The following is a 19,504-nucleotide window of genomic DNA, read 5'->3' as shown; positions in this document are numbered from 1 at the left end:
GCCACGTCGAGGCGATCACCGGGTGTTCGGATAACGGTTCGGTCAAGCCCCGGCGTATCCTGCACGATTGTGACCCGCCTAGCACTGCACAGCCGGCTGATCCCCGGTACCGAAGAGGCCTACGAGCTCGAGCACGCCCGTGTCTGGCCCGAACTGATCACCGTCATGAACCAGGCCGGCATCCACGACTGGAGCATCTGGCGCAGCGGCCGCGACCTGTTCCACCTGGTCGAGTGCGACGACTACGAAGCCGCCGTCGCCCAGCTCTCCAACGACCCGATCGACCGCCGCTGGCAAGACCACATGAGCCAGTTCGTCGAAAGCTTCGCCCAGAACCCGGACGGCCTGGCCGGCCAGTCCCTCCGCCACGTCTGGACCATGAGCGAACAAACCAGCTAGTACGCCGCGTAGGTACTCGCCCACGCAACCTCCGCTGCTCGCTCCTCCGTCGCTCCCCGCTCCGGCCGCTCCCGCCCGCCCCTGGCGTGTACTCCGACGCTGACATTCGCTGGCTCCTGCGTCGTCCGCCCGGCGAGTTGGCTGGCGAGCGGCGATTGATGCTGCCACGCAACGGCTCGCCGCGCGCCGGCTGGCGGGCAGTCCGGCGTTGACTCCGGCGCAGCCCCCTTCGTCGCTGCCCGGCTCGGGCGATGGTTCCTTGGCCAGCCGTCGACGGGCGGGGAGTTGTCCGTGGTCGGTGGTAGGAATGTTGGATGGGTGAGGGTGGCTGGCGGGTTGGTGGGGTTGGGTGGCTGGATGGGGTTGCTCAGCTCGAGTGGGTGGTGAATGGGCGTGATGTCCGGCGTCGTAGCCCGTTGTTGCTCGGGAGTGAGTTGGCGTTTGTGTTTGAGGGGGAGCGCCGGTGTGTTGGGTTCTGGCGTGCCGGGCGGTGGCTGGGGTGCTCGACCAGGACGGTGCTTGCGGCGGGTGGGCGGAGTGGGCAATGCGCTGACTGTCAGGGGATGGAGCGGTCCAATTCGGTGGCTGCGGATACCCGGCTGGATGATCCGCGGCCGTATCACGTGTATCTGGCTCACCACGGGAGCGTGATCAAGGTCGGGATCACGGCGGTGGAGCGGGGTGAGGCTCGGTTGCTGGAGCAGGGGGCGTTGGCGTCCGTGATGATTTCGGCGGGGAGTTTGGTGGGTGCCCGGCGGGTGGAGATGACGCTGGGGGCGACGCTCGGGCTGCCGGATCGGGTCGGGATCGGCCGGAAGAGGGCTGCGCGGATGCGGCCGGGGAGTGTGGCGGAGCGTAGTACCGGGCTCTTGGATGTGGTTGAGCGGGCAGCAGCAGTGGACTGGCCCGAGGGGCAGGTTCGATGCGAGGCTCAGGTCAGCGATCACGTAGCGCGTTACGGATTGCCCGACAACGGGCTGCGGGCTGAGGTCGCGATGGTCGAGCCGGTGGCAGGCAGTGTGATCGCCGGACGGATCGTCTGCACGATCGGGAGCGACCTGTACGTCGAAACGCCCGCCGGACTGCTCCTGCTCGACACGCACCTGCTGGCCGGTTGGACGCTCGGCCGTTCCCCCGCCGGCGCCGAACTCACCGTCCCGTTGGAGAAACTCGAACCAGCGCCACGGCGAGACGACCAGGAGGCGCTGTTCTGAGCAGTGCGAGACTGGGCGCATGAGTGTCGACATCCGGCGGGCCGACGAGCGGTTCCGGACGCAGAGTGGGTGGCTGGACTCCTGGCACTCGTTCTCGTTCGGCCCGTACTACGACCCGGCGAACGTCGGCTTCGGGCTGCTGATGGCGCACAACGACGAAGTGGTTGCCTCCGGCACCGGCTTCGACACGCACCCGCATCAGGACGTGGAGATCGTCACCTGGGTACTACGGGGAGCCCTGCTCCACCAGGACTCCGAGGGCCACAGCGGCATCATCTACCCCGGCCTGGTCCAACGGATGAGCGCAGGCAGCGGCATCCAGCACTCCGAACGCAACGACGCCGAGGAACCGGTCCACTACGTTCAGATGTGGGTCCGCCCGGGCGAGTACGACCTGCCCCCGTCGTACCAGCAAGCCGACGTCAGCCCGACCGCCGAGTTCATGCCGATCGCCTCAGGTCTGGCCAAGCACCAAGGCAGCACCGCCATCACCATCAACCAGCCGAGAGCCGGCCTCTCCGTCGCGCGGCTCGCGCCAGGCGACACACTCCAACTGCCGCAGTCGCCGCAGGCTCACCTGTTCGTTGCTACAGGCAACATCATGTTGGAGCAGAGTGAGCTCGGCCCAGCCGACGCGGCGCGAATCCAGGACGCCGACGGCCAACGCCTGACCGCCGGCTCAGACGGCGCCGAGTTGCTCCTCTGGGAGATGAGCGACTAGTAGTAGCCCTTGTTGCCGTCGAGCAGTTCTCGCATGGTGTCCAGGTGGCCGACGTGGCGCGCGGTTTCCTCGAGCATGTGGAGGAGCATCCAGCGCAGGGTTGCCTGGGAGGCGGTGAAGTCGGGGTGTTTGCCGGTGTCGTCGAGGGAATGGGTGGCGACGATCTCGTTCGACTGGGCGCACTGGGTTTCGTAGTCGGCGAGGAGCTGGGCCAGCGAGATACCGGCGACGAGCATGTCGGCGTCGTCGGGCTCCTCTTGGAACTGCGGGTTGTCCGCATGCGACTCACCCAGGAAGAGCACATTGAACCAGCAGTGCTCGGTCCAGCGCATGTGCGAGACCAGTCCGGCCACCGTCATCAGCGGCGAGGTCGGCAGTACCGACCGCTGCTCGTCTGCCGCGGCCAGTCCCTCACACTTCCACCGAACCAGCGCTCGCTGCTGATCCAGCCAGCCGACCAGCAGAGTCCGCTCATCCGCCACGAACGGCGGCCGCTCCCGAGACATCGTCATGAGGCGGGACGCTAGTGCCTCGATCCGTCCACCGCATCGCAATTAGACATCGAAAGCACCGCGCCGAGCCTTCCCGCTCGTGGATCGGGCGGCTACAGTCCGGCCAACTTGTTCCGCCCACGCCACCGTCGGGGTGGCGAGAATAGGCAGGGGTGATCGGCTGTGAGGACCGTCAGGATTCTGGCCGCGTTGGGCCTGCTGGCCGCTGGGTTGGTCGCCGGCGCTACGCCGGCCGCTGCCAACAGCACCTACTACCTGGTGTCGACGATCTCGCCGTACCCGAGTGGTTGGGGTAGCGCCGAGGGGTCAGTCGTTTTCACCGGCAAACACAAGGCGTTTCAACAGGGCTATGCCCAGGACCACTGTGCCGGTGACGGGTCCGGTGACGGGTACGGCGTGTACGTCCGGTCGAGGGTGATCTGGGGGAACGGCGCGTACTCGGAGTGGTCGCCGTGGCAAGGGGACTCGTCCGGGTGCGCGGACCACACCGAGGGCTTCCTCGACTCCGGGTTCTCGAACCCGGACAGGAACATCCTGCGGATGGAGGTCCAGTTGTGTCTGCGCGACGTCCAGCGCAACGACGTCATCAACTGCGACCTGGCCTCCTTCCGCAACCAGTACATCTGAGCACAGCGGACCGGATTCAGCGGTCTGGAACGGTACTGAGGCACAACAAAACGGGACTCCGGCCGCTCGGTGGGCGGTCGGAGTCCCTATCAGGGAGGTGCTCCGTCGCCCCCGGGGGGGATAGGGGCGACGGAGATCGGGGGTCAGCCGGTCGGGTTTCCGTTGTCGGAGCCGAGGGTGGCCTTGACCTGCTGGGATTTGCCGGCCCGGGTGAAGGTGATGGTCACCTCATCGCCCGGGCGGTGCGAACGGACCGCGGCGACCAACGCGTCCCCTGACGCGATCACCTTGCCGTCGACCGCGGTGACTACGTCACCGGTCTTCAGGCCGGCCTTGTCCGCCGCACCGCCGGACGTCACCTCGCCGATCGTCGCCCCTTGCTGGAACGCCGCGGAAGACTGCGCGTCGCCGACACCCACTCCGAGCCGTGCATGTGTGGCCTTGCCCTTGGCCACCAGCTCGTCGATGATCGGCTTGGCCTGGTCGATCGGGATTGCGAAGCCCAGGCCGATGTTGCCGCCTTCGGATTGTCCCGATCCTCCGGCGGTCTTGATCGCGCTGTTGATTCCGACCACTTGGCCGGCGAGGTCGATCAGTGCGCCGCCCGAGTTACCCGGGTTGATGGCGGCGTCTGTCTGGATTGCTGGGAAGACGGTCGTACTGTCCTGCTGCTCGTCGCCCGAGGTGACCGGCCGGTTCAGCGCGGAGACGATGCCGCTGGTCACGGTCGCCTCCAGCCCGAACGGCGAGCCGATCGCGACGACGCCCTGGCCGACGCCGAGGGTGCCGCTCTTGCCGAGCACGGCCGGGGTGAGGTTGTTGGCGTCCGCCCGGATCACCGCGAGGTCGGTCAGCGGGTCGGTGCCCACGATCGTCGCGTCCAGCGTGCGGCCGTCGTTCAGCATCACCTGGATCTTGCCGCCGTTGCCGGCGCCCGCCACCACGTGGTTGTTGGTGACGATCAGGCCGTCCTTGCTGATCACGATGCCGGACCCGGTGGCCGCGCCCTGCGAGGTCGCGACGCCGATCTTCACCACGCTCGGCAGCACCTTGGAGGCCGCGTTCTGCACGGAGCCGTCCGGCGCCGACACCGGCGCGGCCTGGCTGCCGTTGAGCGGAGCGGTCACCGACGGGGCCGAAGTACTGGAGTCGTTGGTGGCCGAGTAGACCGCCGCGGCGCCGACACCGCCGGCGCCACCGACCAGCAACGCGGTGGCTGCCACCAGAGCCAGACCGCGCCGCTTCAGCGGCTTCGGGGGCTCGGACTGGGCCGGTTGCGGGCCGAACGGCCAGTTCGGGCCCGGTGACGCCCCCTGATGCGTCCCGGACATCCCGAACTGCCCGCCCTGTTGGTGAGCAGCACCGCCGCCGCCCGCGGGGTGCTGCCCTGGCCACTGTTGCCCACCTTGCGGCCCGCCCTGAGACAAATACGGCTGCTGCTGCTGATGCTGGCCGTAGCCGCCCATCGGCAGCTGCTGCGTGCGCTCCGGTGAGCCCGAGCCGTACGTCGGCATCGCAGGCTGCTGTGCTTGCTGTGCAGGCTGGTTGCCGAACGTCGAACCCTGCGCCGGAGTGTCGTCACCGGGCTGGTTCTGCGGCTGAGGCGGCTGGTTCTCGGTCATGGGTCAACCTTGGCTGCTGCACCTGAGAACCCGCTGAAGATCCCGTCAGAGCTACCGAAGAACTCGATGAAGATCCCCTGAAGGTCCGGTCAGGCCAGGTACAGACAGGAGCCCCCGTACCGGAGTACGGGGGCTCCTGTCCGCGGTCAGCGGGATTGGGTGGCGGCGTGTGGGAGCCAGAGGGTGAACTGCGCTCCGGCGCCCGGCGCGTTGCGGGCGTAGATCATGCCGCCGTGCTGCTCCGCGGCGTGCTTGACGATCGCCAGGCCCAGGCCGGAGCCGGGCCGGCTGCGCGCCTCGCTGGAGCGGTAGAAGCGCTCGAACACGTGCGGCAGGTCCGCCTCGGCGATACCGGGCCCGCTGTCGGTGATCGTCAGTACGCCGTCCAGCAGGCGAACGCTGACCCGCCCGAGTGGCTCGCCGTCGGGCGGCCGCGGTGCGGAGTCGTCCGGGATGCTGTACTTCGCTGCGTTGTCGAGCAGGTTGGTCACGGCTCGCCCGAGCAGCCGCTCGTCACCCCAGACCGGGAACGGCGACAGCTTGACGTCCCACTCGATCCCCGACGCGCGCCGGCGGACCTTGATCAGGGCGTCCTCGACGACGTTCTGCATCTCGATCAGCTCGGCGTCCCGCACCTGCGGAGTGTCGCGGGCCAGCTCGGTCAGGTCGCCGATCAGCGCGGTCAGCTCGTCCATCTGTGCGCGCACGTCGTCGAGGAGCTGCTGCCGGTCCTCCGCTCGCAGCCCGCCGCGCTTGTCCGCCTGCGCGAGCAGATCGAGGTTGGTACGGATGCTCGTCAACGGCGTCCGCAACTCGTGCCCGGCATCCCCGACCAGCCGCCGCTGCCGATCCTGCGACCGGGCAAGCGCAGCCAACATCGCATTGAACGCCACCGCAAGCCGGGAGATCTCGTCCGAACCGGTCACCGGGATCGGCCGTAGGTCCTCGGTCCGGGCGATGCTCTCCGCGGCGCCGGTCAGCCGGGCGAGCGGCCGCAGACCTGACTGAGCGATCGCATTCCCGGCCAGCGCCGCACCGATCACGCCCAGTAGGCCGACGGCCCACAGCACGATCCCCAGGTTGTGCAGCGTCCGGTCGATCGGCCGGAGTGACTGAGCGACGACCAGTGCCGCCGGAATCTTCTCAACTTCCTGACACTGGCTGGTGTCTGGGCGCGGACAGAACTCGGCGGGAACGGCGATCACCCGGAAGTGCGGCTGGTTGGGCACGCCGACCGTTTCGATGCTGATCCCGTCATCGGGTGCGGTGCCTTTGGCGACGGCCAGTTCCTTGGGCCCCATCGGCGGCAGGTTGCTCAGCCTCGGGGCGACCTTCTCACCGTCGTCCAGGTAAATGCCGAACAAGATGTCACTCAGCCCGAGAGCGTCGTTCGAGGCCACCTGGAGGTTGCGGTAGTTGGTCAGCACCCCGTTCTTGGCCGCCTGGACCGCGCGATCCTGCAGGCTGTCGTCCAGGTTGCGGTACATCTGCTGCCGGACCGTCATGTAGGCGCCGATGCTGACGAAGGCGACGGCGAGGCCCACCGCTACTGCAGCGAGCAGGGTGACCCGCGCGTGCAGGCTCAGCTGGTGCAGCTTCTCTTGCCACCAACCCTGGGTCCGCGCCACCGTTTCGGCCACCCGGTTCGCGTTGCCCGCAGTGGCAACCCCATCTGGATCGGCGTCGGAGCCTGGCCCATCTGGGCCGGAGCTGCCTGGACCGGTTCCACCGGGAACGACGGGGCCGGAGCCGGGCTGGGCCGGGCCGGGGCTGGCCGGGCGTGGCGACGCCTGTGGGGCCGTGCCGTTGTTGCCAGCGGTGTAGCCGTTCTGGAGCGGGGCCGGGCGGCGGTCCGGGCGGTTGTGGTTGGGGCCGAACTCGAGGGTTTCCTCGTCGGGGGGGTTGCCGGCGTACTTCGGGAAGTCGTCGGGTGGGGGTTGGGTGGTCACGGTGGGGTGTCTCTCAGGACGTAGCCGATGCCGCGGACCGTGTGGATCAGGCGGGGCAGGCCGTCGACCTCGGTCTTGCGGCGGAGGTAGCCGATGTAGACCTCGAGCGAGTTCGCCGTGGTCGGGAAGTCGTAGCCCCAGACGGCGTCCAGGATCACCGCGCGCTCGAGCACCCGGCGCGGGTTGCGGATCAGTAGCTCCAGCAGCGAGAACTCGGTGCGGGTCAGCGGGATCGGGGTCTGGCCGCGGTGCACCTCATGCGCGTCCACGTCCACCACCAGATCGGCGTACTGGAGCACCTCGCCGCGGGTGCCGCCCTCACCAGGCGTCGTACTGCGCCGCAGCAGCGCCCGCAGCCGGGCGAGCAGCTCCTCCAGCGCGAACGGCTTGGTCAGGTAGTCGTCGCCACCCGCGTCCAGTCCGTCTACCCGGTCGGCCACCGCGTCCCGCGCGGTCAGTACCAGGATCGGCACGTTGTTGCCCGCGGCCCGCAACGCCTTGGTCGTCTCCAGCCCGTCCAGCCGCGGCATCATCACGTCCATCACGACCACATCGGGCTCGACGTTGCCGATCACCGCGAGCGCCTCGGCGCCGTCCGACGCGGTCACCACCTCGAAGTCGTTGAACTCCAGCGAACGGCGCAGCGAATCCCGGACCGCCCGGTCGTCGTCCACCACCAGTACCCGCATCTCGCGCTCCCGCTCGCCACTGTCCTCGAAGGCAGAGCTCGGCCGAACCCCGCCTGATGAGGTTATGCCGTCTGTTTGAGAATCGGCTGAGAACCCGCTGATCAGTCGCGAAGGACGCCGGCCGGACGTAGGTTTCCACCGTGGACATCGTCGAATTCACCCCGTCGAACGAGCAACTCACCTGGACCTTCGGCGGCGCGGCGCCGCTGCGCCGGGTCAAACCCGGTACGGCGATGCGGCTGTGGACCGAGGACGCGTTCTGCGGCCGGCTGCGCAGTACGACGGATCTGGCCAGTGCCAGCCTCAACATGCCGTTCGTGAACCCGCAGACCGGCCCGTTCTACGTCGAGGGCGCGGAGCCGGGCGACACGCTCGTCCTGCACTTCGTCGAGCTGACCCCGGCGCGGAGTTGGGGCGCCTCGGCCACGATCCCGTTCTTCGGCGGCCTGACCAGCACCGACCGGACGGCTACCCTGCAGGACCCGCTGCCCGAGCGGACCTGGATCTACGAGGTCGACACTGAGCGGCAGACGGTCGGCTTCCAGGCGCAGGGCAGCGACCTCGAGCTCGCGCTGCCGATCGAGACCATGCTCGGTACGGTCGGGGTCGCCCCGGCCGCGGGCGAGGTCCGCTCGTCGCTGGTACCGGATGTGTTCGGCGGCAACATGGACACCCCTGAGATGCGGGCCGGAGCGACCTGCTTCCTGCGCGTCAACGTCGAGGGCGCCTTGTTCTCCGTCGGCGACGGCCACTACCGCCAGGGCGAGGGCGAATCCTGCGGTACGGCGGTCGAGGGCTCGATGAACGTCGTCCTCATCGTCGAGCTCCTCAAGACTCCCGGCCCGGCCTGGCCCCGGATCGAGAACGACACACATCTGGCCGTCGTCGGCTCCAGCCGCCCACTCGAAGACGCCTGGCGAGCCGGCCAGGTCGACATGGTCGGCTGGCTCGGCGACCTCTACGGCCTCGACAAGCTGGACGCCTACCAGCTCCTCAGCCAGATCAGCGAGGTCCCGCTGGCCAACGTCGTCGACGCCAACTACAGCGTCGTCACCAAGGTCGCCAAGCAGCTGCTCCCCAAAGCCGATGCCTACAGCAACATTCACACCCACCTGCGAGAGCTGGCCGCCACCCTTTAGGAGAAGGCCGGTACTACGTCCGCCGCGAACCGCTCCAACGGGGAGTGGTCGTAGGCGACGCCCGGGATGTAGGTGATCACGTACTGGATGCCGGCCTCTTCAAGCTGCTCCAACTGGGTCCGGATCTCTTTGGTGGTGAGGATGTCGGCCATGGCGATCGCGCTGCCGGCCGAGCCGAGCGCGCGAAATTCGTCCAGGCTGTAGCGACCCCGCGCCTTCGCGGTGGCGGTGACCGGGTCGTCGCCCGGGCTGATCGGGAACAGGTTGAGGCTGGTCGACTTCACGATCTCGTCGTAGTCGCGGCCGACGGCGTCGCAGTGCTTCCGTAGTACCGACAGCTTGTGTTTGATCACGTCGACGCGGCCGGTCCCGAAGTTGCAGGCGTCGGCATACTGCGCGACCAGCTTGAGCGTGACCTGCTCACCACCCCCACCGATCCACAGCGGTGGCTGGCGACGCGGTTCGACGTACGGTTTGTCCACCGAGTGGTACTTGCCGTGGAAGACCACGTCCTCCTCGGTCCACAGCCGGTGAATCAACTCGACCGACTCCCGGAACGACCCCATCCGGTCCTTGAGGCTGGTCCACGGATACCCGTACGCCGTCCACTCATGCTCCGACCAGCCCGCGCCGAGCCCAGCGAACAGCCGACCGTGGCTGGCGACGTCGACGGTGGCCGCCATCTTGGCGTAGAGGGCCGGGTTGCGATAACCGTTGCAGCCGACCAGCTGGCCTATCTTGATCCGCTTCGTGTCGCGGGCGAGCGCGGCCGTTGCCGTCCAGACCTCGAAGACCGTCTCGCGGACCGGCTCGGGCACGGTGTGGAAGTGGTCGAACAGCCAGATCGAGTCCCACGGCCCGGCGTCAGCGGCTCGCGCGACGGCGGTCATCGCTTCCCATTGCTCGACCGGGTCGGCGAGCTCGGCCAGGTCCATCCGCCAGCCCTGTGGTACGAAGACTCCGAACTTCATGCGGGCTTCCTTCCGGTACTTCGGGAGACGGCGACTCCGGCGAGGCAGAGTGCTCCTCCGATGAGGGCTAGCAGGGCCGGGGTCTCGCCCAGGAAGAGCCAGGCGAGCCCGATGGCGACCACCGGGACGGCGTAGACCGTCACGCCCATGCGGCCTGCCGTCGAGCGGCGTAGGGCGTAGGCCCAGGTGGTGAAGCCGAGGGCCGTGGGGAAGGCGCCCAGGTAGATGACCCACCAGATGGTGGCTGCGCTCGCAGTACGGACCTCGGTGGCCAGGGTGGGGGCGTAGGGGAGGCAGGCGACCGTGCCGATCAGGCAGGCCAGCCAGGTGACCAGTGCGGCCGGGAGTCGAGTCAGTAGCGGCTTCTGGGCTACCACGCCGACGGCGTACGAGATGGCGGCGATGAAGCAGAGGATTACTCCCCAGGTCTCGGCGCGGCCGGTGGAGGTCGCAGTACCGATCAGCACTACGCCACCGAAGGCGATCAGGCTGCCGATGACGAGTTGGCGCGGGAAGCCTTCGCCCAGGGTCAGCCCGGCCAGCAGGGCGATCAGCAGCGGAGCGACGTGGACCAGCATGGCCGCGGTACCGGCGTCCAGGCGGCGCTCGGCCGCATTGAGGGTCAGGTTGTAGACACCGAACCAGAGCAGCCCGCAGGCAAGCAGCGGCGGCCAGTCGCGCCTAGTAGGCCAGCTGGCCCGAGTCGGACACTCACGGAAGTACAAGTAGACGCCCAGCAGGATGCTGCCGACCAGGAGACGGCCCAGCGACATCGAGCCGGCCGAGAATTCCGTACCGGCGCGGCGGATGGCCACGAAGGAGGAGCCCCACAACAGCACTGACACCGTGGCCGCGCCGGTTACCAGCAGGGTTTTAGGAGAGGCTTCCACGACTGTTGTCACGGTTCTACCCTAGGAAGATCGTCAGTGCTTTCCCATGGAGAAACGAAATCTGAAGGCCGGTCATGGTTGCTGAAATGAACACAGAGTCGGCAGTTGACTTTCCGGTTCTGGATGAGCTGAACGTTCGACTGCTGATCGAGCTGTCGGCCGATCCGCGGTTGCGGACGACCGAGTTGGCCCGGCGGCTGGGGGTGTCGGCGCCGACGGTCCGGGAGCGCGTGACGCGGCTGGAGGAGTCCGGCGTGATTCGCGGCTACCGCCTCGAGATCGACCCGGCCGCGCTCGGCCTACCGGTCGCCGCGTGGGTTCGCCTTCGCCCGGGGCCTGGTCAGATCCCTCGCATCATCGAGCTCGCGCAGCGCACGCCCGAGGTCGTCGAGTGCCATCGCATCTCCGGCGAGGACTGCTTCCTGATGCGCGTCCAGGTGGCCGCCATCGCCGGCCTCGAAGAGGTCCTCGACAAGTTCCTGATCCACGGCCAGACCACCAGCTCCTTCATAGTCTCCACCCCCATCGAGCCCAGACCCGCGCCACTGCCGAAGCGGCTGTCCAAAGACTGAGCCCAACCAGCGCACACCGCGGCCTCCTTCCTTGTTTTCACCCCAACCAGCGTTCCCCGCCCACCTTCCTCCTTGTTTTCACCCCAACCAGCGTTCCCCGCCCACCTTCCTCCTTGTTTTCACCCCAACCAGCGTTCTGAGTGGTCTGCATCACTAGGCTGAGGCCGACTTCAGTGACCTCTGGAAGGACCCTGACCATGGCTGCCGACAAGTCTGTCCGCAGAGTTGCCCTTCTCACCGCGGGCGGGCTCGCGCCCTGCCTGTCGTCCGCCGTCGGCGGGCTGATCGAGCGCTACAGCGAGGTTGCGCCCGACGTGGAGATCATCGCCTACCTGAACGGGTACCACGGTCTGCTCAGCGGCCGGCACCTCGACGTCACGCCCGAGGTCCGCGCCAAGGCCGGTCTGCTGCACAAGTTCGGTGGCAGCCCGATCGGCAACAGCCGGGTGAAGCTGACCAACACCGCCGACCTGGTCAAGCGTGGCCTGATCCAGGACGGCCAGAACGCCCTCCAGGTGGCAGCCGAGCGGTTGGTCGCGGACGGCGTCGACGTGCTGCACACGATCGGCGGCGACGACACCAACACCACCGCGGCCGACCTGGCGGCGTACCTGCAGGAGCACGACTACGACCTGACCGTGGTCGGCCTGCCGAAGACGATCGACAACGACGTCATCCCGATCAAGCAGAGCCTCGGCGCCTGGACCGCCGCCGAGCAGGGCGCGATCTTCGCCAAGAACGTGATCGCGGAGCACAGTTCCAACCCGCGGATGCTCGTCGTCCACGAGGTGATGGGGCGCAACTGCGGCTGGCTGACGGCCGCGACCGCGGCGGAGTACCGCAAGTGGGTCAAGGCGCAGGAGTGGAACCCGGGCATCGGCCTGGACGCCGGCGGCTGGGACGTACACGCCGTTTATGTGCCTGAGGCAACGATCGACCTGGATGCCGAGGCCGAGCGGCTGAAGGCGGTGATGGACGCGAACGACTGCGTCACCATCTTCCTGTCCGAGGGCGCCGGCGTGCCGTCGATCGTGGCCGAGCTGGAGGCGCGCGGCGAGGACGTGCCGCGGGACCCGTTCGGGCACGTGAAGCTGGACGCGGTCAACCCGGGCGCGTGGTTCGCGAAGCAGTTCGCCGAGCGGATCGGCGCGGAGAAGACGATGGTTCAGAAGAGCGGGTACTTCAGCCGGTCCGCCGCTGCCAACGACGCCGATCTCGCGCTGATCAAGCAGTGCACGGACTACGCGGTCGACGCGGCGCTGCGCGGCGAGAGCGGTGTGGTCGGGCACGACGAGGAGCGCGGTGACGAGTTGCGCGCGATCGAGTTCCCGCGGATCGCCGGCGGCAAGGAGTTCGACCCGTCCGTCGACTGGTTCGCCACCCTCCTCACCGACATCGGCCAAACCAGCTGACCGGTGTCCGAGCCCACATCATGTGGGCTCGGACACCCAACGGTGCGCTTGAACAAGTAATAACGTGTTCAAGCCCGCCGTTTGCTGTTCAAGCCCACATGATGTGGGCTTGTCAGGACGGGAGTTCGGGGGTTGTTTTGGCGTAGATCCAGCTGGTGATGTACGCCGTGAGGTCCTTGCCGGACACCTGGTTGGCGACGTCGATGTAGTCCTGGGTGGTCGCCGACTTGTTGCGGTAGCGCTCGATGAACGTGTGCTCGATCTGCCGGAACGTCTTCGGGCCGACCTGCTTGCTCAGGCCGTAGAGCATCACGGCGCCACCTGCGTTGGTACCGCCGAGCACGTCGATCGTGTCGGCCGGGCGGCCGGGCGGGCCGTAGACCGGACGGTTCTCGAGGTCGAAGTCGTAGGCCCGCTTGACGAAGTCCTCGAACGAGGGTCCGCCGTTCGTCGAGGCGTACAGGCCGCCGTAGTAGCTCGCGTGGCCCTCGCTGAGCCACATGTCGTCCCAGCTCCGGACCGAAACGGCGTTGCCGAAGTACTGGTGGACGAGCTCGTGCACCATCACGGCCACGCCCGTCGTTTCGGGGATCGCCAGATAGCCCGCGGTGAACATGGACAGGGTCGCGCTCTCCAGTGCGACGTTGAGCTCGGGGCGGATGCCGAGGACCCCGTACGTCTCGAACGGGTACCGCGTACCGAGTTGCTCCTCGACCCAGCGCAGCTGTCCCGGGATCAGGTCCACTCGCGTCTTGGCGGCCTTCGCTTGAGGCGTGTCCACGTAGCTCCGTACCGGGAGTCCGTGCGGGCCGCGGGCCTTGATCTCGGTGAAGTGGCCGACCGCGAGCTGTGCGACGTCGGTGGGGATCGGGTCGCGGGTCGTGTAGACGTACGTCGTCCGGCCGCCGACGGTCTTCTTGGAGCGCAAAGTGCCGCCGGCGACCGCCTGCAGATCGCTGGGAACGGTCACCCGGAAGGTGACGACGGCCTTGTCGCTGGGGATGTCGTTCATCGGGAAGAACAGGTGCGAGCGGTCCGGCTGGCCGAGCAGCGCGAAGCCGTCGTTCGCGGGGATCCAGTGCTCGAAATGCGCCTGCTCGGGGAACTGCGGCGCCTTCGGCTGCAGTGACCGGTCAGCGGTGAAGGCGATCCGCACCCGGAACGGCAGCCCCCTGAGCAGCGGGAGCTTGGGGGTGATGTCCAGCTTCTCTTTGCCGTTGTCCAGCTTGTACTCGGCCGGCAGACCGTTGACGCTGACGGCGCTGACCTGCTTGGCGACCGCATCGAGGCTGAAACTCGACAGGCTCCGGGTGGCCAGCGCCTTGATGTCCACCGACGAGTTCATCAGCGTCGTACCGGGTTTGTAGCCGTAGGCAACGTCGTACGACCGTACGTCGTAGTCGTTGCTGCCGAGGTTGGGGTAGAGGCGTTCGCCGGACCCTTGTGCGGTGGCGGGCCCGACCGCCACCGTCGAAATCATCATCGCGACCGCTGTCGCGGCCAGTGGAAGCTTTCTGAGATTCATCCCGCCACGAAATCAGCCGAGGCGTATCGCGGGCGTATCCGTTTCTCTTCACCTACTGAGACAGGCGGTCGACCCAGCGGTCGGCGGCCTTCTCGATCTGGGCCAGCACGTCATCGAAGCCGGCGTCGTCGCCGTAGTACGGATCCGGTACGTCGGTGTCCGCGAACAGCTCGACCGGTATGGCGAGGTCGTCGCCTCCCCGCCGGAGCAACGCGGACAGATGCCCGGAGTCCATCGCGAGCACGAGGTCGCGATCCGCGAGCCAGGCGCCGCGGAACTCCTGCGCCCGGTGCGCGCTTCCGTCGTACCCGTGCCGGGCCAGCGCGGCGCGGGCCCGGGCGTCCATCGGGTCGCCGATGTGCCAGCCGCTGGTGCCCGAACTCGTCACGACGATGTTCTCGAGGCCGGCATCCGCGAGCTTCGCGCGCAGTACGACCTCGCCGATCGGAGAGCGGCAGATGTTGCCCGTGCAGACGATCTCGACGTGCCTCACCGCTGTCGGCGTGCCGTCAGCGGATCTCGGCATCGTCGGGGAGGACGGCGTTGAGGAGCATGCCGACCAGGGTGATGACCAGGGAGCCCAGGAGGGCGGCGCCGAAGCCGGTGACGTGGAACTGGACGTCGAGCTTGCCGGTGATCCACGAGGTGAGCAGCAGCATCAGGGCGTTGATCACGAAGATCAGCAGGCCCAGCGTCAGGATGATGAACGGCAGCGAGATCAGCTTGGCGATCGGCTTCACCACCGCGTTCACGATCCCGAAGATGGCCGCCACGATCAGCAGCGTCAGCACCCGGCGCCCGGTGGTCGACCCTTCCAGCGTGATGCCGCTGACGACCCAGCTGGCAACCGCCAGCGCGACCGCGTTGGCCAGCAACTTGATGATCAGGTTCTTCATATCCCGATCCTGCCACCTGGGTGTTCGGATCCGGGCGCAACACTGCTGCGTCCGACCCGGTGATGTCTTTCAGGAGGGTGGGGTGGCGATGGCTTCGAGCAGGGACTCCTCGGCGCCGGCCAGGTGCCGGCGGAGCTCCTCGACGCATTCGTCGAGCGCGCCCTTCTCGAGCAGCCGGACGAGTTTGCGGTGCGAGGCGACCTGCTGCTTGGCGTCCTGGCGCAGCGCGTCGACCCGGGCCAGCGCGAGTCTGGCCTCGCCGGTGATCGAGTCGGCGGTGGCCGTCAGGCGCTCGCTGCCGGTGAGCGCGACCAGGCTGCGGTGGATGGCCAGGTGCGTCTCGGTCATCGCCTCGGGGTCGGCGCCTTCCTTGGCGGTGGCGGCGAAGGTGCGCATCGCGGCGCGGACCCGTTCGCGGGCCGGCTCGTCGGCGTCGAACCAGGCCCTGATCCCGGCCGACTCCAGCACGAACCGGGCGCGGCAGATGTCCGCCACGGCGGCCGGGTGCAGGATCGCGACGCTGACGCCCTTGTTCGGCTCGCGGACCGCGAGGCCCTCGGTGACCAGCATCGTCATCGCTTCGCGAACCGTACTGCGGGCGACGCCGAGCGCCTCGGCCAGCGGCTGCTCGCGCAGCGGCGTACCGGGCTCGAGGTCGCCGGAGAAGAGGGCGGCGCGGAGCGCGTCGACGACCCGGTCCACCGTGGTCGAGCGGTCCACCCGCAGCCGTTCGTACATGCAGCGATTGTCGTCCAGTCAGCCGCCGTTGTCGCGTTCGGCACCCGGCCGCGAGCAGGTCAGCGGTCAACCTGTGGATAACTCTCGACATAATGACCTGGTTTTCGGGCAGTCTTTGACCCAGTGAGGTCAGCGATGGGACAGCGAGGAGAGCGCCGTGGGTGACAGCAAGGCACTGCCGATCATCGGCGGCGTCATGCTCGTGTTCTTCCTGCCGCTGATCATCGTGATCGCGATGATCGTCGGCGTGCTGAGCAGCATGGACAGCGCGGCCGCCTGTACTCCGTCGGCCGGCACGAGCGAGACCTCGATGGCCTGGCCGACCGACAACCACACCCCCGACCAGGGCTGGGACGACGAGGGCCCGGACACCCACAAGGGCGTCGACTTCGTCGTCGACAAGGGCAAGAACGTGTACGCCGTCGAGGCCGGCGAGGTGATCTCGACCGGCGGCGACTGGATCAAGATCAGCCACGGCGAGGGGCTGGAGACCTGGTACCGGTTCTTCGACACCAAGGCGGTCGAGAAGGGCGATACGGTCACCCGCGGCCAGGTGATCGGCACGGTGGGCGAGGGCAGTGAGTCCGCACCGGGCAAGAGCGGCGCCCACCTGCACTTCGAGGTCTGGGCGGCGACCGAGTCGAACGGCAGCGACCTCAAGCAGACCGACCCGGCGACCCTCTTCAGCACGACGGACGCAGGCGGCGCGGGTGGCGGCTGTGGCTGCGGCGGCGCGGGCGGCCCGCTGGTCGGTGGCACCAACCAGGAGAAGGCGTTCAACTTCCTGGTCGCGAACGGCTACACCAAGGAGCAGGCGGCCGGCATCGTCGGCAACATGATCCACGAGTCGAGCGTCGAGCCCCAACGACTCAACGGCACCACCTCGGGCACGAAAACGCCGGCCGCGACGGCCGTCGGGCTGGGCAACAAGGCCTGGGGGATCGTCCAGTGGTATCCGGCCAGCAAGGTGATCAACGCGGGGCGCTCGATGGGCGCCACCGACAGCCAGATCGAGACGCTGGAGTTCCAGCTCAACTTCGTGATCCACCAGCTCGACGGCACCGGCAAGGTGCCGCTGCCGGCCGTCGGGACCGCGATGAAGGCGACCAAGACGGTCGACGACGCGGCCTACACCTTCGCGGCCAAGTTCGAGATCTTCACGACGAACCCGAACGATCCGGAGTACGGACGGCGCCAGGCCACTGCCCGGGAGGTGCTCAAGACCTTCGGGGGCGGTGCCGCCGAGCCGGGCAAGCCCGGGACCGGGCCTGCGACCGCGTGTGCGGCCGGTAGCGGCAACATCGCCGCGGTCGCGATGTCGCTGGCCTGGCCCGAGGGTGGCCACGGGCGGGAGCAGGGCGACGCGACCCCGGCGTACCAGGCGGCGCTGCCGAAGTACAACAGCACCAGCGGCGACCGGGTGTGGAGCGACTGCGGGCGATTCGTCGCGACGGTGATGCGGATGAGCGGCGCGGATCCCGACTACCCGATGGTCTACACCCCGACCCAGGAGCACTACCTGCGTACCTCGGGCAAGTACGACGTCTACGACACCATCTCGATGGATCAGCTACAGCCCGGAGACATCTTCATCGGCCCCGGCCACACGTACCTGTTCGTCGGGAAGTTCGGCAAGTACAACTCCGCGGCCGGCTCGCTGGGAGACCATGTGCCCGAGGCGGGCTACGCCTACGACGTGGGAGTGCCCGGTGGCTTCGCCGTCGCCCGGCTGAAGAACCAGCCCGCGCCCGCGAAGAAGCCCTGATGCTCGCCCGAGAAGATGTCCTGACGCTGACGACGAGTAGGAGCAGTTGATGGAGGAGGACGGCCGGCGGACGCTGGTGATGGGCGCGGTCGCCCTGCTGGTGATCGTCATCGTGATCGGCGGGGTGCTGGTCTGGCGGCACGATCCCAAGGCCGAGCTGACCGTGAAGTCGATCCCCAACGACCTGACCCTGACGCTGGACGGCGCGCCGATCGCGGCCAACGGCCAGGTCGACGTCCGGCCAGGGACGCACACTCTCACGGGCGAGCGGAAGGGCTTCCAGAGCTACACCCAGACGATCACCGTGCGCGGCAAGGACCCGCTCGAGGTGAAGGTCTACCTGTACGCCAACGGCCCGATCGGCCGGGAGTGGGGCAAGAACAACCCCGAGCAGGAGCTGGAGGCCGAGGCCGAGGCCGGGCGCAGGTACGACGAGATCCAGGACCGGCTGGAGGCCAAGTACCCGATCCTGGCCCAGCTGCCCTACATCGGGCCCGATTTCAAGGCGACGTACGAGAAGTCGAAGTCCGACCCGACCAACCCCGAGGCGATCTCGGTCAAAATCCTCGTCTTCGGCCCCTCCGGCAAGAAGGAAGCGCTCGAGTGGATCACCGGCAACGGCTGGGATCCCGCCTCGCTGGACCTGATCTACACCACCAGCTGAGCCAGCTCTCCGGTACGCCGAACGCCTGGCCCCCGGTCGAGGCGCAGCTCATGTTGACGCGATCCCGCAGAGCCCTGCACACTGACTGATTGTCGGACAATCAGGGGATCGGTCAATCGGACGGTCCGGAGTCAACGAGGTGCATACATGGGTCAGCCGCTGGGGTGGGGTCGCCGCTATCTGATGGTCCGGCCGGATCATTTCCGGATCGACTACGTGATCAATCCGTACATGTCGACCCAGGACCAGCCCGACCCGGAACTGGCGCTCAAGCAGTGGGACTCACTGCGGCAGGCGATCGTCGACGCCGGCGGTGAGGTCGAGGTGCTGGCCCAGCGCGACGACTCACCGGACATGGTCTACGCGATGAACCTGGGCTTCGCCACCGCCCAGGGCAAGGCGATGCTGTCGCACATGCGGTTCGAGCCGCGCCGCAAGGAATCGCTGACCGCGGCCGAATGGTTCATGGGCCACGACTTCGAGCTGAAGCGGACCGGCAGCGACGGGATCGGCCCGCACTTCGAATCCGGTGACGCGTTCGTCTTCGGCGACAGCCTGGTGGTCGGCTACGGCCCACGCACCGAGGCCGGGGCGCTCAAGCAGCTGGCGACCGAGTGGGGCATCCGGGTCCGCGGCCTGCGTATCCAGCACGAGGGCATGTACCACCTCGACCTGCCGTTCTGCCCGGTCGACAGCACCCACGCGATGGTCTACCCGCCGGCTCTCGACGCCGTCAGCCAAGCCGAGCTGTTCGGCATCGTGCCGGACCCGATCGTGCTCACCGACGAGGAGGCGTTCGCGTTCAGCGGCAACTCCCTGGTCGTGAACGAGACGATCATCATGCCGGCCTGCTCGCCCCGGCTCCGCGAGATCATGACCGGCCTCGGCCTGCGCGTCGTCGTGCTCGACCTGTCCGAGTTCCACAAGGGCGGCGGCTCGGCCCGCTGCATGACGAATCCCCTCGACTTCGACCTCAGTGCCATCGCCGTTCCCGGTGGCGAGGTCGTCCTGCCGAGCTAGTCACGGCAGTCCGGTACGGCCGGATCGATGGCCGGGCGCCTGCCCATGGTTCAGCTTGTTTGCTGGACGAATGGATGGGAGGCCCGGCCATTTTGATGCCTGTCGACCACTGGTTCCCGTCGTCTGTTGAGCAATTTGTCCAGTCCGATGTCACGGGGTTCTAAGCGGGCGGGGTTGGA

General features: G+C 68.0%; 20 protein-coding genes. 10 read left to right on the top strand and 10 right to left on the bottom strand.

Annotated elements, in window-relative coordinates; all coding sequences use genetic code 11:
- Window positions 1-69: 69 nt before the first annotated feature.
- The 3 genes from ACIA12_RS19565 to ACIA12_RS19555 all read left to right on the top strand — a co-directional run bounded on the left by ACIA12_RS19565 (window position 70) and on the right by ACIA12_RS19555 (window position 2,334).
- Entirely contained in the window at window positions 70-399 is a 330-nt protein-coding gene (locus ACIA12_RS19565; RefSeq protein WP_363826550.1) for an L-rhamnose mutarotase, read from the top strand.
- Between the two features lie 314 nt (window positions 400-713).
- Window positions 714-1,613: a DUF2797 domain-containing protein gene (locus ACIA12_RS19560; protein ID WP_396368427.1), complete on the top strand. Its 900-nt coding sequence runs from the start codon at window positions 714-716 to the stop codon at window positions 1,611-1,613.
- A gap of 19 nt (window positions 1,614-1,632) precedes the next feature.
- Window positions 1,633-2,334 carry a pirin family protein gene (locus ACIA12_RS19555; RefSeq protein WP_396368426.1) on the top strand — a complete coding sequence of 234 codons (702 nt, stop codon included), beginning with the start codon at window positions 1,633-1,635 and terminating at the stop codon, window positions 2,332-2,334.
- On the opposite strand, the gene ACIA12_RS19550 is transcribed toward ACIA12_RS19555, so the two are convergent.
- The gene (locus ACIA12_RS19550) at window positions 2,331-2,846 is read right to left on the bottom strand and encodes a DinB family protein (protein ID WP_396368425.1); all 516 of its coding nucleotides are present in this window, start codon (window positions 2,844-2,846) and stop codon (window positions 2,331-2,333) included. The two genes, ACIA12_RS19555 and ACIA12_RS19550, sit on opposite strands and share 4 nt — an antisense overlap.
- A 162-nt stretch (window positions 2,847-3,008) precedes the next feature.
- Here ACIA12_RS19550 and ACIA12_RS19545 point away from each other — a divergent pair, with 162 nt between their 5' ends.
- A complete protein-coding gene (locus ACIA12_RS19545) occupies window positions 3,009-3,473 on the top strand; it encodes a hypothetical protein (protein ID WP_396368424.1) in 465 nt (154 codons plus the stop codon).
- 143 nt (window positions 3,474-3,616) lie between these two features.
- On the opposite strand, the gene ACIA12_RS19540 is transcribed toward ACIA12_RS19545, so the two are convergent.
- From ACIA12_RS19540 to ACIA12_RS19530, 3 genes are all read right to left on the bottom strand, one after another.
- A complete protein-coding gene (locus tag ACIA12_RS19540) occupies window positions 3,617-5,095 on the bottom strand; it encodes a S1C family serine protease (RefSeq protein WP_396368423.1) in 1,479 nt (492 codons plus the stop codon).
- A 146-nt stretch (window positions 5,096-5,241) separates the two neighbouring features.
- Window positions 5,242-7,044, bottom strand: a complete 1,803-nt coding sequence (locus ACIA12_RS19535; protein WP_396368422.1) for a sensor histidine kinase — start codon at window positions 7,042-7,044, stop codon at window positions 5,242-5,244.
- Window positions 7,041-7,733 carry a response regulator transcription factor gene (locus ACIA12_RS19530; RefSeq protein WP_396368421.1) on the bottom strand — a complete coding sequence of 231 codons (693 nt, stop codon included), beginning with the start codon at window positions 7,731-7,733 and terminating at the stop codon, window positions 7,041-7,043. The genes ACIA12_RS19535 and ACIA12_RS19530 overlap by 4 nt, the downstream gene beginning before the upstream one ends.
- 140 nt (window positions 7,734-7,873) lie before the next feature.
- On the opposite strand from ACIA12_RS19530, the gene ACIA12_RS19525 reads away from it, so the two are divergent.
- On the top strand, window positions 7,874-8,872 hold the full coding sequence (locus ACIA12_RS19525; protein WP_396368420.1) for an acetamidase/formamidase family protein: 999 nt from the start codon (window positions 7,874-7,876) through the stop codon (window positions 8,870-8,872).
- Here ACIA12_RS19525 and ACIA12_RS19520 read toward each other — a convergent pair.
- A complete protein-coding gene (locus tag ACIA12_RS19520; protein ID WP_396368419.1) occupies window positions 8,869-9,843 on the bottom strand; it encodes an LLM class F420-dependent oxidoreductase in 975 nt (324 codons plus the stop codon). The genes ACIA12_RS19525 and ACIA12_RS19520 overlap by 4 nt on opposite strands.
- Complete coding sequence (locus tag ACIA12_RS19515) at window positions 9,840-10,745, bottom strand: DMT family transporter (protein WP_396368418.1); 906 nt, start codon at window positions 10,743-10,745, stop codon at window positions 9,840-9,842. The genes ACIA12_RS19520 and ACIA12_RS19515 overlap by 4 nt, the downstream gene beginning before the upstream one ends.
- Window positions 10,746-10,819: 74 nt before the next feature.
- Between ACIA12_RS19515 and ACIA12_RS19510 the strand changes: the two genes are divergently transcribed.
- Both ACIA12_RS19510 and ACIA12_RS19505 read left to right on the top strand, forming a co-directional pair.
- Entirely contained in the window at window positions 10,820-11,305 is a 486-nt protein-coding gene (locus ACIA12_RS19510) for an Lrp/AsnC family transcriptional regulator (protein WP_396368417.1), read from the top strand.
- A gap of 197 nt (window positions 11,306-11,502) precedes the next feature.
- Window positions 11,503-12,717: a pyrophosphate--fructose-6-phosphate 1-phosphotransferase gene (locus tag ACIA12_RS19505; RefSeq protein ID WP_396368416.1), complete on the top strand. Its 1,215-nt coding sequence runs from the start codon at window positions 11,503-11,505 to the stop codon at window positions 12,715-12,717.
- A 112-nt stretch (window positions 12,718-12,829) separates the two neighbouring features.
- On the opposite strand, the gene ACIA12_RS19500 is transcribed toward ACIA12_RS19505, so the two are convergent.
- The 4 genes from ACIA12_RS19500 to ACIA12_RS19485 all read right to left on the bottom strand — a co-directional run bounded on the left by ACIA12_RS19500 (window position 12,830) and on the right by ACIA12_RS19485 (window position 15,876).
- Complete coding sequence (locus ACIA12_RS19500; protein ID WP_396368415.1) at window positions 12,830-14,242, bottom strand: M1 family metallopeptidase; 1,413 nt, start codon at window positions 14,240-14,242, stop codon at window positions 12,830-12,832.
- 52 nt (window positions 14,243-14,294) lie between these two features.
- A complete protein-coding gene (locus ACIA12_RS19495) occupies window positions 14,295-14,768 on the bottom strand; it encodes a low molecular weight protein-tyrosine-phosphatase (RefSeq protein WP_396368414.1) in 474 nt (157 codons plus the stop codon).
- Window positions 14,752-15,138 carry a phage holin family protein gene (locus ACIA12_RS19490; RefSeq protein ID WP_396368413.1) on the bottom strand — a complete coding sequence of 129 codons (387 nt, stop codon included), beginning with the start codon at window positions 15,136-15,138 and terminating at the stop codon, window positions 14,752-14,754. Before ACIA12_RS19490 ends, ACIA12_RS19495 begins: the two co-directional genes overlap by 17 nt.
- A gap of 69 nt (window positions 15,139-15,207) precedes the next feature.
- Window positions 15,208-15,876 carry a GntR family transcriptional regulator gene (locus ACIA12_RS19485; protein WP_396368412.1) on the bottom strand — a complete coding sequence of 223 codons (669 nt, stop codon included), beginning with the start codon at window positions 15,874-15,876 and terminating at the stop codon, window positions 15,208-15,210.
- 157 nt (window positions 15,877-16,033) lie between these two features.
- Here ACIA12_RS19485 and ACIA12_RS19480 point away from each other — a divergent pair, with 157 nt between their 5' ends.
- The 3 genes from ACIA12_RS19480 to ACIA12_RS19470 all read left to right on the top strand — a co-directional run bounded on the left by ACIA12_RS19480 (window position 16,034) and on the right by ACIA12_RS19470 (window position 19,325).
- Window positions 16,034-17,641: a phage tail tip lysozyme gene (locus ACIA12_RS19480; protein ID WP_396368411.1), complete on the top strand. Its 1,608-nt coding sequence runs from the start codon at window positions 16,034-16,036 to the stop codon at window positions 17,639-17,641.
- A 49-nt stretch (window positions 17,642-17,690) separates the two neighbouring features.
- Complete coding sequence (locus ACIA12_RS19475) at window positions 17,691-18,305, top strand: PEGA domain-containing protein (protein WP_396368410.1); 615 nt, start codon at window positions 17,691-17,693, stop codon at window positions 18,303-18,305.
- Between the two features lie 147 nt (window positions 18,306-18,452).
- A complete protein-coding gene (locus ACIA12_RS19470) occupies window positions 18,453-19,325 on the top strand; it encodes a dimethylarginine dimethylaminohydrolase family protein (RefSeq protein ID WP_396368409.1) in 873 nt (290 codons plus the stop codon).
- Window positions 19,326-19,504 lie beyond the last annotated feature (179 nt).

The sequence above is a fragment of the Kribbella sp. NPDC051620 genome, assembly GCF_044453825.1.
Taxonomy (GTDB): Bacteria; Actinomycetota; Actinomycetes; order Propionibacteriales; family Kribbellaceae; genus Kribbella.
The sequence above is the reverse complement of the archived record's forward strand: the minus strand, read 5'-3'. Positions and strand labels throughout refer to the sequence as shown.